The organism is Halorussus marinus (genome assembly GCF_004765795.1).
Taxonomy (GTDB): domain Archaea; phylum Halobacteriota; class Halobacteria; order Halobacteriales; family Haladaptataceae; genus Halorussus; species Halorussus marinus.
In genome coordinates, this window is the sequence record NZ_SBIV01000002.1 from 298113 (window position 1) to 311219 (window position 13107).

The following is a 13107-nucleotide window of genomic DNA, read 5'->3' on the forward strand; positions in this document are numbered from 1 at the left end:
GCGGCCGGACGACCGCACATGAGCAGTGGCCAGAACTCGGGCGGGCTGATGTCGAGCGCGGGACTCGTCCGGTACTTCGACGCCGAGGACCGAAACGCCATCCGCATCGACCCCAAGACCATCGTCGCGTTCGGCGTCCTCTTCGGCGTCTTCATCAAGGTCATCAACGTCATGGGCCTGTAAGGCGCCGACGCCGCTCGGAGGTCGATCCGAGACGGACGCTTTTTGCTTCCCGACTTCGTAGCTCCCGCTATGACTCTCCACGCCGGCGTCATCGCCGTGCAGGGCGACGTGACCGAACACGCAGACGCGATCCGCCGGGCGGGCCGGGCCCACGGCCGCGAGGTAGCGGTGACCGAGATCAGGACCGCCGGAACGGTGCCCGACTGCGATCTACTGTTGCTCCCCGGCGGCGAATCGACCGCCATCTCCCGACTGTTGCACTCGGAGGGGATCGCGACCGAGATCGTCGACCACGCCGAGGCGGGCAAGCCCGTGCTGGCGACCTGCGCGGGGCTCATCGTGGCCGCGACCGACGCGGGCGACGACCGGGTCGACAACCTCGGGATCGCGGACGTGACCGTCGAGCGCAACGCGTTCGGCCGCCAGAAAGACAGCTTCGAGGCGCCCCTCGACGTGAAGGGGCTCGACGACCCCTTCCCGGCGGTGTTCATCCGCGCGCCCCGCATCGGCGAGGTCGGCGAGGGTGCCGAGGTGCTGGCCGAGTGGGACGGACACCCGGTCGCGGTCCGGGACGGCCCGGTGGTCGCCACCTCCTTCCACCCCGAACTCACCCCCGATTCGCGGCTCCACGGACTGGCGTTCTTCGAGGGGACCGACCGAGCGTCGGCGCCCGCCGGCGAGTAGGGCAGACTTTTCTTGCTGGCCCCCGTCGGCGGACACATGGACGCCGACATCGACGCGGTCCGGGTCGCCATGACCGGCGACGGCCCGGTTCCGGTCGTCGTGCTCGCCCCCGACGGCGAGGACGACGTGCTCCCCATCTTCATCGGCTTCGACGAGGCCGTCAGCATCGCCCGCGGGATGGAGGCCGAGGACATCGGCCGTCCGCTGACCCACGACCTGTTGCTCGACGTGGTCGAGGAACTCGGCGGGCGGGTCACCCGCATCGCGGTCACGTCGCTGGAGGAGGGCACCTACATCGCGGACCTCCACGTCGACACCCCGCGGGGCGAGACGGTCATCGACGCCCGGCCGAGCGACTCGCTCGCGCTGGCGGCCCGCACCAACGCCCCCGTCGAGGTCGCCCCCGAGGTGTTCGAGTCGGGCCGGCGCGACCCCGAGGAGTTCGACGAACTTCGCGAACTCCACGAGGTCTCGGAGGTGGGGCTGTGAGCCGGGACGCCGACACCACCGGCGAGATCATAGACGAACTGTTCGCGGTCATCGAAGACCGCAAGGAGACGCTCCCGGAGGACTCCTACACGGCCTCGCTGTTCCGCCACGAGAAAGGCGAGAACGCGGTGCTGGAGAAGCTCGGCGAGGAGTCGAGCGAGCTCCTGCTGGCCGCGAAAGACGACGACCGCGAGGAGATCGCCCACGAGAGCGCCGACATCGTCTACCACCTGCTGGTGTTGCTGTCGATGAAGGACATGGACGTCGCCGACCTGCGGGCGGAACTGCGCGAGCGGCGGTGAGACGGCCGCTCAGTTGGCCGGCTACTTCTTCGCGACGTAGTGGGGGTCTCGCTCGAAGAACCGCCGCACGTCGTCGTGACGGCCCACCACGTCGAGGGGCGTGAACCCGCACTTGCGGAGCTGGAGCCACTGGTGGATCGGGTTCGACAGGTAGATCTCGACCTCGCCGAGCGGGACGCTCTCGACCTTGTACCGCGAGAGAAGCCGGTCGCGGTTCTTCGGACGGAGATAGAGGTCCCACACGTCTTTCAGCGCCTGCAACAGATCGCGCCCGGAGAGCGGGACGAACGGATGCCAGCTGTTGTGCGAGGAAAACACCAGTACGCCGGCGGGCTTCAGCACCCGGTAGAGCTCGCGAAGCGCCGCGAGGCGCTCGGCCCGAGGGAGGACGTAGTCGAGCCCGTAGAACGAGAACACGGCGTAGTCGAACGTCGCCGACTCGAAGGGAAGGGTCCGGACGTCCGCGAGCTGGAAGTCGAGGTCCGGCCGGCGGTCGCTCGCGTCGGCCACCAGCGGCCTGCTGACGTCGACGCCGGTCGCGTCGAACCCCCGATCGGCGAGAAGCGAGGCGACTCGGCCGGCGCCACACCCGACGTCGAGCACCGACCCGCCCGGCTCGGTGAAGTACCGCTCGACCGCCGTCCGCTCCTGGGAAAACAGCGCCGCGTCGGCCATCCGATCGGCGTAGAGGTCGACGGCGCGCTCGGTGTGAAACGGCCCGTGGTCGCTCGACTCCGCCGCGGCGTCTCGTTCGTCCGTCACGCGATCTCACTCGTGTCGAGCACGACGCCCCGAGTGATACCAGTTTTGACGCCGGCCGAGTGACGAACCCAAAACCCTACCATCCCTGCGACCCCTACGAGTAGCCATGACCGAAGACGACGACTCGCTGCAGACCCGAGTCGAGCGGTGGCTCACCGGCCAGATGCCCATCATCAGCATGCACGGGGGCGAGAGCGCGGTCCAGAAAGCCGATCCCGAGTCGGGCGAGGTCGTCGTCGAACTCGGCGGCGCGTGCTCGGGGTGTGCGATCAGCCCGCGGACCGCCCAGAACATCAAACTCGATCTCGCGGCCGACTTCGAGGAGGTCGAGGACGTGACCGTCCGGGTCGCCGACGACGGCACCGGCGACTGGGACATCGACCAGCCCGAGAGCGTGATGGGGATCGACCGCAACGAGGGCGGGCGCGGCGGTCGGGGCGAGGGCTCGCCGAGTAGCGACTTCATCTGAGACGAGCGGTTGGGCTCGTTCGGGAACCTCGATCGAAAACACTGCACCCGGCTCTGCTCTCGTGGTGGCTCTGTCGAATCCGAGTGGCTCGCGTATCAGGAGAAGTACTCTCCGGCGCGGCGAGCCGACTCTCTGAGGACCACGACGAGCGTGAGCAACACGCCGACGAAGAACAGCGGCACCAGCGAATCGTCCGCAGGCGCCGTGCCGATAACCGAGAGCTGGATGGCGATCGTCATCAGCAGAACGTCTTTCAGTCTGTCGTCTTTCATTACCGTCGAGAGACGCGATCGGCGTTTACAGGCTTCGGTCGGCGTCGTCCAGCGACCGGCCAGTTCGAACCGGCACGTCGCTCCGGTCGTCGCGTGATCCGCTCGCTCGGGGTGGTTCGGTCACGTTGGGGAGCTAGGGGACCCAACCGAGCACGATCGGAAGACGCCGTTCGCTATTTCAGCGCCGACTCGACGCTCGCGGCCACGCTCCGGGCCTTCTCCGCGAGCGTCTCGGAGACGTCGCCGTCGGCGACCGCGTCGTCGAGTTCGTCGTCGTCGACCCGCCGGACCTCGCCGTCGGTCTGGCGCACCACGTCGACGTGGAGGTCGACGTACCGGGCGGCCCCGGGGAACAGCTCGACGGGCGTACAGACGTTGACGTAGGTGCCCTTCGAGTCGCCGTCCGCGCTCCGGTAGGCGGTCGGGTACCACCACCGACCCTCGCGGAACTTCGTGATCGCCACGTCGCCGGGGTCGCGGGGCGTGCCGAGCGCGTCGTAGACCCCGCTGGCGCCAGATAGCTCCCGGCGGACCGTCACCTTCCCCTCGTCGGGGGTGCAGTCGGTGACCTCGCCGGTCCCGAGCGAGAAGCACCGGCCGTCGGGCTTGCCGTGGCGGATCTTCACCCGATCGCCCTCGGCCGGCCCGAACTGCCGGAGGGTCGCGCCGGTCGGGAACTCCCCGCCCACGCCGCCGATGTCCTCGACGAAGTCGACCGCCGCGCTGGCCGACTCCCGGGCGGCCTTGACGCGGTGGTGGCCGGGCATGGTGGTCGCGACCGCCCGCCGGTCGGCGTCGAAGTCGAACCGCGACTCGCGGCCGAACCACGTCCACTCGGTCGCCGCGGGCGCCCCGAGCCTGCCCACGGCGCCCGACTCGGGGTCGGACGCCCCCGCGAGCGCGTCGTCGAGCGCCTCGGCGCGTTCGAGCGCCGCCGCGAGCGCCGCGTCCATCGCGTCGAGGTCGGCGTCGGCCGCGGCGTGCTCCCACCGGACGCCCCACTCGTCGGGCGGGTCGGTCGGGAGCATCTCGGTAGTCCGGGCGAGTTCGGTCCGGGTCGCCTCGTCGCCGGCCGCGACCACGCTGTCGACGCCCCGCGAGAGCGAAGCGACGCCCCCGAACGTCCGGATCGTCGTCCCGAGCCCCGGTCGGTGGTCGGCCCACGGCGGAACGGGCTCGTGGACCTGCACGCGCACCCGGTCGCCCTCGTCGACCCGCCGGTCGACGTTGCCGTACGGGAGATAGCCCTCCCGCTCCCCGAGGTCGACGACCGCGCCGCCGCCGAGCGCGTCGGTCACCTCGCCGTCGAACACCGCGCCCCGCGGGGCGGGGTCGTCCCACCGAAAGGCGTCGCGGCCGTCCGAGATCGAGTCGGCGATCGCCGCGACCGTCTCCGGGTCGCCGACGACGCCGACACCTTGGCGGTCGTCGGTCGTCTCCACGTCGGCGTCGGCCGGCTCGGCCGGGAACGCGGCGTCGAATCGGTCGCGGATCGGCGGTGACGCCTGGACCACGTCGAACCCGTCCCGGAGGCGCTCGGTGAGCGCGGTGGCGTAGATGCCCCGAATGCGGACCCTGCTCATGGCCGAACGCTCGGGCGGGGCCACTATCGGTCTGACGATTCGGCGAGGGAGGTCACGCTGGCGGTCGCGGGCGTACAAAGAGTCGCGTCGGCGGCGAGTCGGTCCGACCCCGTCAGTCGTCGGCGGCGACGTTCCCGGTCCAGTTCGCCTCGGTGGCGGTCGCCTCGTGGTCGATTTCGGGGGTCGGTTCGTCGGGGGTCTCTGGCTCGTCGGTCGCGGTCTCTCGGTCGTTCGTCTCCTCGCCCGGCGGGGCTGTGTACATGATACCTCGACTGTGACTTCGGTACGACATCGTTACCGATCGATGGCCGGTCCCGAGTGATAAGGCTCGCCCTACCATAATATATGGTATATAGTCACGATCAAGGAATACTAGGCGTCCGCGGGGGCCAGATAATTACTGTTGGGTTACGAAACACCGCCCAATGGGCTCAGAACGCGATCCGGTAGAAGAGGGCGCGACCGACTCCGCGGACCTCTACGACGTCGCTACGTGGGAGAATCGCAGTCGACTCGACTGGCTCTCGACGGGCGTCTACCGGGGGCTCCACGCGTCGACGCGGGTCGGTCTCGTCGTCGTCGCGCTCGTGATCCTCGGGGTCCAGTTCTACCTGACCGGGCTCGCGGCGGTCAGGGACCCGATCATCGGGACGCTGGTCTTGCTGTCGGTGGTGCCGGCGTTCGCGCTGGCGGCCTACATCTGGTACGCGGACGTGACGACATCCGAACCGCTCGCGCTGCTAGTCGGGACGTTCCTGCTCGGCGTGCTGTTCGCGGGGTTCGCGGCCATCGTCAACACCATCGCGAGCGTCGTGACGGTCGTGCCGGTCGTCGGGATGGCGCTTTTTTTCTACCTCGTCGTCGGGCCGGTCGAGGAGACGGTGAAGTGGCTCGCGATCCGGCTCTACGCGTTCCGGGACGACCGCTTCGACGCGGTCATCGACGGTGCTGTGTACGGCGCGATGGCGGGGCTGGGCTTCGCGACCATCGAGAACGCCATCTACATCACACAGGGCATCGGACAGACCTCGACCATCGGCTCGCAGGCCATCGCGGGCGCGACCCAGACCGCCGCGAGCCGACTGCTAGCCGGGCCGGGCCACGTCATCTACTCGGCGTTCGCGGGCTACTACCTCGGGCTGGCGAAGTTCAACCGCGAGAACGCCGGCCCCATCGTGGTGAAGGGGCTGCTCATCGCGACGTTCATCCACGCGACGTACAACACCGCGGTGACCTACCTCCCCGCGATCGTCGATCTCGCGGGCCTCGAAATCTCGACCGGGCTCGCGTTTCTCGGGTTCATCGCGGTCTACGACGGCGTGTTCGGCTACCTCCTCTACCGGAAGATCGCGCGCTACCGGAGCGCGTACAAGCAGACGGACATGGGCCGGCGGGTCAGCTTCGAGGACGCCGACGCCGAGTCGGTCGAGCGCGAGTCGGAGTGAGGCCCGATCAGTCGCCGAGCCCCGAGTCCGCGAGGAGTCGCTCGGCGTACTTCGCGATCACGTCGACTTCGAGGTGGACCGGGTCGCCCGGCTCTTTCTCCGAGAGGTTCGTCACCGCGCGGGTCTCGGGGATGATCGCGACCGAGAACGACTCCTCGTCGCGGTCGGCCACCGTGAGGCTGATCCCGTCGACCGCGACCGACCCCTTGTCGACGACGTACTTGCCCAGATCGGCGGGGAGGTCGAACTCGTACTCCCAGTCTTCGCCGACCTGTCTGACCGCCCCGACGGTCGCGGTCCCGTCGACGTGTCCCTGTACGACGTGGCCGTCGAACCGCCCGTCGGCGGGCATCGCGCGTTCGAGGTTCACCGGGTCGCCGGCCTCGACCGCGCCCAGATACGTCTTCTCGACCGTCTCGCTCGCCAGAAACACCTCGAACCACCCGGGCTCGTGGTCCTCGACGGTGAGACAGACCCCGCTGACGCTCACGCTTTGCCCTCGCTGTAGGTCGGCCGCGACGGTCTCGCCCGCGATCCGGAGCCGACGGCCCTCCTCTGTCACGGTGACCTCACGCACCTCGCCCGACCCCTCAACGATTCCGGTAAACATACCAGATTCGTGGCGGCGAGCGGATGAAAAGGGTTCCGGAGTCCGGCGGCGTGACGGCCCGGTCGCAGGCGCGAAGCCGAGGGTGGCGCTGGCGGCCGACGTCCCGCCAGGGGCGCCCGCGAGCCGCGGGTTTTTATCGGCCCGCGAGCAAGGAGGTGGTGATGAGCAAACCGGGTATCATCGCCACGATACAGCTCGCGGGGACGCTCGTGTTGGCCCTCCCGGTGGGGCTGCTCGGCGTCGAGAAGCTGTTGGCGGGCCAGACGGCCGTCGGCGCGGCGTTCGTCGGCGTCGCGGCCCTGATGGTCGCGCTGGAGGAGTATCTGACGACCCCCGGCGACGTGCCGGGGTCGGTCGCTCAGAAGACGCTCGGAAAAGTCGCGAAGACGCCCGACGACGAGGAGTGACCCCCTGTCGGTGCGAAGCGCTCCGAAACCTACCCCCGCATGAGGTTCAACACCTCGTCGACGACCTCGGGTTCGACCGCGACGACGTAGCTCTTGCCCGGCGTGAGCGTCGTGTCCGAGCGAGCGACTCGCTCGCCGTCCTCGTCGGAGATGACCAGCGTCCCGGCCGGGAACCGAACTTCGCTGAGGTCCTTTCGGGCGGCCGGGGCGTCTTCCTCGACGCGAATCTGCATGATGTCGAGCGACGCGGTCACGTCGACGAGCGTCCGAATGTCGCTCCCGGTGATCTCGTCGGCGGCCACTTTCGCGCCGGCCCGTTCGGGAAAGACCACGGCGTCGACGAACCGCGTGTAGGCGTCACCCGCCTCGCGTTCGACCCGCGCGACGGTTCGGACGTCCGGGTTCATCTCCGTCGCCGCCATACAGACCGCGAGGTTGAGCCCGGTCAGGCCGGTGAGTCCGGCGACGACGTCGGCGCCCGCGACGTCTGCCTGTTCGAGGATAGTGGGATCGGTCGCGTCCCCCGCGATGACCGTCGCGACCCACGCATCCGCGAGGTCCTCGACGGTGTCTCCGTCGCGTTCGATTATCGTCACGTTATCGCCGCGGTTAGCCAGAAGGGCCGCTGTCTGGAAGCCAACGCGTCCGCCGCCCGCGATGATGACGTCGAGATTTCCTGTCATTATCAATCACGTTCTTGGGAGGTCATCGTGGTCGAAGTCGGTTCGGTATCGGCGCCCTGCATCGCACGAACCCGGTCGAGCGCCACGTACGCGACGCCGCCGAGCAGCATCCACCCGACGCTGAGAACGAGCGCCATCGGGTCCGTCCGCACGAGGAACACCACGAGCACGACGGTCAACAGCAGATTGAGTCCGATGCCCATGAGTGGCGGGATCGGGTAGTACGGAACCTCGTAGGGGCGGTTCATCGACGGTCGTTCTCGGCGGAGTTTGATCACGGCGCCGTTGACGACGATAAACGAGAGCAGGAAAAAGAGGCTCGACATGTTTCCCGCGCTCTGAGTCGGCAGAGCCACCGATCCGAGCATCACGACCCCGCTCGCGAGAATCGCCACGAAGGGCGTCCCGTAGCGGTGGTGGAGCTGGCCGAACCTCGGGAGGAGCTGTCCCTCCCGGCCCATCGAGAACGCCACCCGCGAGGAGGCGATCACCACGGCGTTCAGCGCGGTCAGCGTCGAGAAGACCGCGCCGAAGACGATCAGTGCACCGCCGTTCTGGATGATCGGCAGACCGGTCGGCATGAACTCCGTGGCGGCCTCGGCGATGCCGGCCTCGCCGGCTTCGGCGAGCCCCTGAGCGCCCAGCGTCCCGATGGCGACCGTGACCACCGTCACGTAGACGAGGATCGTCACGGCCAAGCTGGCGAAGATGGCCTTCGGGATGTTCTGGCGGGGGTTCTCGACCTCCTCGGTCACCGTCGTGATGAGGTCGTACCCCTCGAAGGCGATGAACGTGAGCCCCATCGCGGGCAGGACGGCGCTCGGTCCCGACCCGGCGGAGAAAAGCGGCTGGAACTCCGCGCCCGAGAACATCGGCGAGGTCGCACCGAAGGCCACGAAGACGACGAGGATGCTGACCTTCGTGGCGGTGAAGATGGTCTCGACACTGCCGCTGGCGGCGGTCGACGCGGCGTTCAGCGCCACGAGTAACAGGACCGCCCCGAACGCGAGACCGAAGCCCGCCGAAACGCCGGCGTCGACGACGGGAACTGCGATCGACCCGATCTGTTCTGGCGGGGGCACGAGCTCGTAGACGTGGAGCAGTTCGAGGAAGTTCGGCGCGAACCCCAGCGCGTACAGCGCGCCGGCGATCATGTAGGCGAACCAGAGCATCCACCCCATCAGAAACGAGGGGAGGTCGTCGAAGATCTCGCGGACGAACGCGTACCCGCCGCCGCTCTTCGGGATCGCCGACGCGAGCTCCGCGTACGAGAGTCCGGTGAACGCGGTCACGACCCCGTTGAGCACGAACACGAGCAGCGCCGCCGGCCCGGCTATCTCGGCGGCCAGGCCGGTCAACACGAAGATACCGGCGCCGATCATGGCGCCCATCCCGATCATCGTCGCGTCGAGGAGCCCGAGTTCCGCCTCGGGCGAGCGGTTATCGTGACCGCTCATCGGTCACCCCTCGATCGGCGACGTGTCGGGGCGTTCTCGTCGCGGGTGGTCCTCTCGCCGAGCCCCGTATCCGAGACGTGTGTGTTCTCCGTACCCGATCGAGGGGCTGAATCCGCGGGCGATCGTCCCGAACTGGAAACGCCACCGGCGGTACGAACCCATCGCCGTAAACACGATACAGTCACGCTTCGTACCGAAGCCTGAGGCGAACTCTAATAAAAGCACTCGACTGCCGCTCTCGGCGCGTCGGACGCGGGAGGCGAGCGCTCGCGCGCGAGCGCCCCGTCTCACCGACCGTCTCGGTCGAAGACTCAGTCTTGGGCGGGCGGGTCTTCCATCTCGTTCAGCACCTCCTCGACGGTCTTCTCGTTGCGCTCGTTGTACAGCAGTACGTCGATCGGAAGGGTCGGCGCGCCGCTGACGAGGTTCTCCATCACGACGAGGCGCTCGCGGGCCCGAGACATCCCGACGTAGAACACCCGCCGCTCGTTGTCGGTCAGCGTCGGCACGGGGTCGGTCGTCGAGGTGAACTCGATGTCGTCGGGCACCTCCGCCTCGTCGACGGTGGCGGCCATCTGCTCGACGACCTTCTCGGTCAGATCGGTGGCGACGAAGACGTGGTCGGCCTCCCGACCCTTCGCGGAGTGGATGGTGCCCACGCGGACCCGGTCTTCGGGCACGTCCTCGTAGTCGCCGCCGAAGTAGCCCCGCATCGAGTTCTTCTGGAAGCTGGTGACTTTCCGTACCATGTCGGCGGCCGCGGCCGGGGCGGGCATGAACGGCGCGTACTCGGTCACGAAGTCGGGATCGAGTTCGATCTCCTCGAGGTCGTCGGTGTCGGCGGCCTCCTTGCGCTCGTCGATCGCGTCGAACAGTTCGTCGCGCTCGTTGCTCCCGAACGCCGAGTCCTGAAGCATGTCGGCGAGCCGGCGGGCCTGCAGACCCGTGATCGGCTCGTCGGCCTCGACGTTCTCGACCGCCCGGACGTACTGGGTGAGCCGGTCGGTCCACATCCGCTGGTCGGTCAGACACCGGAACGGGATGCCCTCGTCGATGAACTCGTCGATGAACCGGAACATCTGGTAGCGCGCCCGGAACAGCAACATCAGGGTCCCGTCGTGTTCCTCGACGGTGTACCGGACGTTGCGCACCAGATCGAGCATCGAGGGGCTGTCGATCTGCTCGACGGTGCCGCCCTGCTTGCGGGGCGAGAGGTTCTTCTCCTGGCGGTGGTCGATGTGGCTGACCTCCTGCTGGACGACCTCCAGAATCTCGGAGGGCAGTCGGTAGGAGGTGTCGAGGATGACGTCGTTGCCCCCCTCGTCGAGCAGCAGGCCGGGGTCGGCGCCCTGCCAGGCGTAGACGACCTGGTCGTCGTCGCCCGCGATCAACACCTGCTCCATGTGGGGCTTCCACTCCTCGTAGACGTCGTACTGGAGGCTGGTGATGTCCTGGAACTCGTCGATCACCAGATAGTCGACGTTCGGGAGCAGCGAGCGCTGTTGGACCCGTTCGAGCATGTCCGCGAACCCGACGAGGTCGTGTTCGCCCTTGTAGTTGCGCCACCCGCGGATGGCCTCGGGCACGTCGAGGCGGTCGTCGTCGCTCGGCCACGTCGGCGTGTACTTGTTGCCCTCCTGGGCGTTGGGGTCGATGTCCGGCGGGAGCCGGACCTCCTCGTCGTTCCACTGGAAGGGGACGTCGTACCAGTCCGAGACGTCCCGACTGGTGCGCTGGAGCCACTGGCTGGTGGCGATGATCTTGTTACCGAGTGTGGTCGAGCGGGCGGTCCGCCGGCCCGCGCCGCTGTACTCGTCTTCGAACTCGATGCCGTAGTCCTCGCAGTACTCTTTCTTGTCGGACTCGTCGACGACGTCGTTGCGCGAGAGGTCGAGCAGTTCGTAGGCCTTCGCGTGCATCGTACAGACGGTCCCCTGGAGCGACCGGGGGTTGATGTCCCGGCGCTCGGCGAGTCGCTCGCGGACCTCGTTGGCGGCCGCGCGAGTGTACGAGACCAGCAGAATATCGTTGACGCCGACGTCCTCGCGGTCGAGGATGTCCTCGACCCGGTCGAGGAGTTCGGTCGTCTTCCCGCTCCCCGGGCCGCCGAAGAGACGGGTGACGTGGTCCTCCGTGTCGTGGCTCATTACAGGAATCCCATGGGCCCCGCACTCATAAAGGGAGGTGAATCGGCGCCGCGGACGTCGGCCCGCGAGCGCCCGGCTCGCCGGACGGGCCAGTCTACAGGGAGAGCGGCCGAAACCGGCGTTCAAGAGGGGTTGCGCGGCGACCTCGCCTCGCGGACCTCGCTGCCGTCTCGGATCTTGTCCTCGCACTCCGGACACACTCGTGGCTCGTCGACGCCGCGTGGCGTGAACACCCGCGCGTAGGCGTCAGTGACGAACGAGCCGCAGTTCTGACACTCGGGCATTTCTCCTGTGGAGGTACGGAAATCTTACAATATATTTCTGTCGACACTCGTTCGATTCGGATACGTTCGCTGTTCAGTTTTGTCGCGACCCGCCATTATAAGCCGGCGGAGACCCCAGAGGCCGACGATGACTCCCGCTCCGGACGTGATCGCGCTCGCGCTGGTACCGGCGGTGTTGTGGGGGTTCAGTCCGATCGTCTCCAAGCGCGGCATGGCGGCCGGAGGCTCCTCGCTCCAGGCGTCGCTGGTGGTCGTCGCGGTCGATACCGCCATCTACTGGGTCGCGTTGCTCGCGCTTACCGGCGGCCGGCCCGCGGCCGGCCTCTCGGCGGCGACGGTGGGCGTGTTCGCCGCGGCCGGGCTGGTCGGGACCGCGCTCGGACGGCTCGCGACGTTCACGGGCGTCGACAAGGTCGGAGCGAGCGTCAACAGCGCGGGCATCAGCGCCCGGCCGCTGTTCGCGACCGTGCTCGCGTTCGCGTGGCTCGGCGAGCCCGTGACGCTCCCGACCGCGCTCGGCATCCTCGTGCTGGTCGCGGGGCTGGTCTCGCTCGCGCTCGCGGAGGGCGGGGACATCGGCGGCTGGGAGCGCCGCGAACTCCTCTACCCGGTGGCGGCCGCCGGGCTGTTCGCGTTCGGGAACGTCGTCCGGCGGTTCGGGCTGACGACGACGCCGGCGACCACCCTGCAGGCGGTCACGATCAACGAGACCGCGGCGCTGATCGGACTCGCGGCCTACGGTCTCGCGAAGGGCCGCCGGGACGTCTTCGGCGCGCCGCGCCGGACCTACGGCTACTTCGCGATCAGCGGGACCGTCACCGCGGTCGCGTTGCTCTCGCTGTTCGAGGCGTTCGACCGCGGGCCGGTCGCGATCGTCGACCCGCTGGCCGGGACCGCGCCCCTGTTCACCACCGTGTTCGCGGCGTTCCTGCTACGAGACCTAGAGCGGGTCACCCGCGGCGTGGTGGCGGGCGCGGTGCTGATCGTCGTGGGCGCTGGACTGATAACCGCGCTGTAGCGACCGCCTACTGCGGTCGCCACCCGCAGACCGAACACTCGCTGGCCGCCGACTCGTGGAGTCCGCCACACTCCGGACACTGCTTTTTGTTATAGTCCTGGTCCCAGCCGACGCTCTCGGTTTCGTGTCCGCGCTCGGAGAGGAACTGATCGAAGAGGTCGTCGTCGCCGGTCGGTGCGGTCGCCATACAGGGTGTGCTAACGCACACCACGCATATAACCGTATCGGTGTGACAACGTTCCAACTATATATACGCAACAGCTGATTTCTCCACAGATCGCACCTGTCACCGATCGTAGGGCCGGCTTAATC

At 68.2% G+C, this 13107-nt stretch carries 18 protein-coding genes; 8 read left to right on the forward strand and 10 right to left on the reverse strand.

Annotation, left to right across the window (positions count from 1 at the left end; translation table 11 throughout):
- Positions 1 to 18 precede the first annotated feature (18 nt).
- The 4 genes from EPY72_RS05475 (at position 19) to hisE (ending at position 1658) form a co-directional block, all read left to right on the forward strand.
- On the forward strand, positions 19 to 183 hold the full coding sequence (locus EPY72_RS05475; RefSeq protein ID WP_134669599.1) for a preprotein translocase subunit Sec61beta: 165 nt from the start codon (positions 19 to 21) through the stop codon (positions 181 to 183).
- A 69-nt stretch (positions 184 to 252) separates the two neighbouring features.
- On the forward strand, positions 253 to 867 hold the full coding sequence (gene pdxT, locus EPY72_RS05480; protein WP_135805803.1) for a pyridoxal 5'-phosphate synthase glutaminase subunit PdxT: 615 nt from the start codon (positions 253 to 255) through the stop codon (positions 865 to 867).
- Between the two features lie 36 nt (positions 868 to 903).
- Positions 904 to 1356, forward strand: coding sequence for a bifunctional nuclease family protein (locus EPY72_RS05485; RefSeq protein ID WP_134669603.1), 453 nt, complete (start codon positions 904 to 906; stop codon positions 1354 to 1356).
- Positions 1353 to 1658: a phosphoribosyl-ATP diphosphatase gene (gene hisE, locus EPY72_RS05490; protein WP_134669605.1), complete on the forward strand. Its 306-nt coding sequence runs from the start codon at positions 1353 to 1355 to the stop codon at positions 1656 to 1658. Before EPY72_RS05485 ends, hisE begins: the two co-directional genes overlap by 4 nt.
- 21 nt (positions 1659 to 1679) lie before the next feature.
- Here the strand turns inward: hisE and EPY72_RS05495 are convergent, their stop codons facing one another.
- The gene (locus EPY72_RS05495; RefSeq protein WP_135805804.1) at positions 1680 to 2420 is read right to left on the reverse strand and encodes a class I SAM-dependent methyltransferase; all 741 of its coding nucleotides are present in this window, start codon (positions 2418 to 2420) and stop codon (positions 1680 to 1682) included.
- Positions 2421 to 2526: 106 nt separating this feature from the next.
- Between EPY72_RS05495 and EPY72_RS05500 the strand changes: the two genes are divergently transcribed.
- Positions 2527 to 2889 (forward strand): NifU family protein, encoded by a 363-nt coding sequence (locus tag EPY72_RS05500; protein ID WP_134669609.1) that lies wholly within the window; start codon positions 2527 to 2529, stop codon positions 2887 to 2889.
- A 95-nt stretch (positions 2890 to 2984) separates the two neighbouring features.
- Here EPY72_RS05500 and EPY72_RS19240 read toward each other — a convergent pair whose 3' ends face one another.
- The 3 genes from EPY72_RS19240 to EPY72_RS19245 all read right to left on the reverse strand — a co-directional run bounded on the left by EPY72_RS19240 (position 2985) and on the right by EPY72_RS19245 (position 5006).
- A complete protein-coding gene (locus tag EPY72_RS19240; protein WP_167599403.1) occupies positions 2985 to 3161 on the reverse strand; it encodes a hypothetical protein in 177 nt (58 codons plus the stop codon).
- A gap of 173 nt (positions 3162 to 3334) precedes the next feature.
- Positions 3335 to 4744 carry a ribonuclease FAU-1 family protein gene (locus EPY72_RS05505; RefSeq protein ID WP_135805805.1) on the reverse strand — a complete coding sequence of 470 codons (1410 nt, stop codon included), beginning with the start codon at positions 4742 to 4744 and terminating at the stop codon, positions 3335 to 3337.
- A 112-nt stretch (positions 4745 to 4856) separates the two neighbouring features.
- A complete protein-coding gene (locus EPY72_RS19245) occupies positions 4857 to 5006 on the reverse strand; it encodes a hypothetical protein (RefSeq protein WP_167599404.1) in 150 nt (49 codons plus the stop codon).
- A gap of 163 nt (positions 5007 to 5169) precedes the next feature.
- On the opposite strand from EPY72_RS19245, the gene EPY72_RS05510 reads away from it, so the two are divergent.
- Positions 5170 to 6189 (forward strand): PrsW family intramembrane metalloprotease, encoded by a 1020-nt coding sequence (locus tag EPY72_RS05510; RefSeq protein ID WP_134669613.1) that lies wholly within the window; start codon positions 5170 to 5172, stop codon positions 6187 to 6189.
- A 7-nt stretch (positions 6190 to 6196) separates the two neighbouring features.
- On the opposite strand, the gene EPY72_RS05515 is transcribed toward EPY72_RS05510, so the two are convergent.
- Positions 6197 to 6799, reverse strand: coding sequence for a riboflavin synthase (locus EPY72_RS05515; protein WP_135805806.1), 603 nt, complete (start codon positions 6797 to 6799; stop codon positions 6197 to 6199).
- A 161-nt stretch (positions 6800 to 6960) separates the two neighbouring features.
- Between EPY72_RS05515 and EPY72_RS05520 the strand changes: the two genes are divergently transcribed.
- Entirely contained in the window at positions 6961 to 7206 is a 246-nt protein-coding gene (locus tag EPY72_RS05520) for a DUF7533 family protein (protein ID WP_134669617.1), read from the forward strand.
- Positions 7207 to 7235: 29 nt separating this feature from the next.
- Here EPY72_RS05520 and EPY72_RS05525 read toward each other — a convergent pair whose 3' ends face one another.
- The 4 genes from EPY72_RS05525 to EPY72_RS19250 form a co-directional block, all read right to left on the reverse strand.
- On the reverse strand, positions 7236 to 7889 hold the full coding sequence (locus tag EPY72_RS05525) for a potassium channel family protein (RefSeq protein ID WP_134669619.1): 654 nt from the start codon (positions 7887 to 7889) through the stop codon (positions 7236 to 7238).
- 2 nt (positions 7890 to 7891) lie between these two features.
- Entirely contained in the window at positions 7892 to 9346 is a 1455-nt protein-coding gene (locus EPY72_RS05530) for an APC family permease (RefSeq protein ID WP_135805807.1), read from the reverse strand.
- 311 nt (positions 9347 to 9657) lie between these two features.
- Entirely contained in the window at positions 9658 to 11493 is a 1836-nt protein-coding gene (locus tag EPY72_RS05535; protein ID WP_135805808.1) for a UvrD-helicase domain-containing protein, read from the reverse strand.
- Between the two features lie 122 nt (positions 11494 to 11615).
- Entirely contained in the window at positions 11616 to 11777 is a 162-nt protein-coding gene (locus EPY72_RS19250; protein WP_167599405.1) for a DUF7563 family protein, read from the reverse strand.
- A 127-nt stretch (positions 11778 to 11904) separates the two neighbouring features.
- Between EPY72_RS19250 and EPY72_RS05540 the strand changes: the two genes are divergently transcribed.
- Positions 11905 to 12795 carry a DMT family transporter gene (locus EPY72_RS05540; protein WP_134669625.1) on the forward strand — a complete coding sequence of 297 codons (891 nt, stop codon included), beginning with the start codon at positions 11905 to 11907 and terminating at the stop codon, positions 12793 to 12795.
- 7 nt (positions 12796 to 12802) lie between these two features.
- On the opposite strand, the gene EPY72_RS05545 is transcribed toward EPY72_RS05540, so the two are convergent.
- Positions 12803 to 12982: an HVO_0416 family zinc finger protein gene (locus EPY72_RS05545; RefSeq protein WP_134669627.1), complete on the reverse strand. Its 180-nt coding sequence runs from the start codon at positions 12980 to 12982 to the stop codon at positions 12803 to 12805.
- Positions 12983 to 13107: the final 125 nt, after the last annotated feature.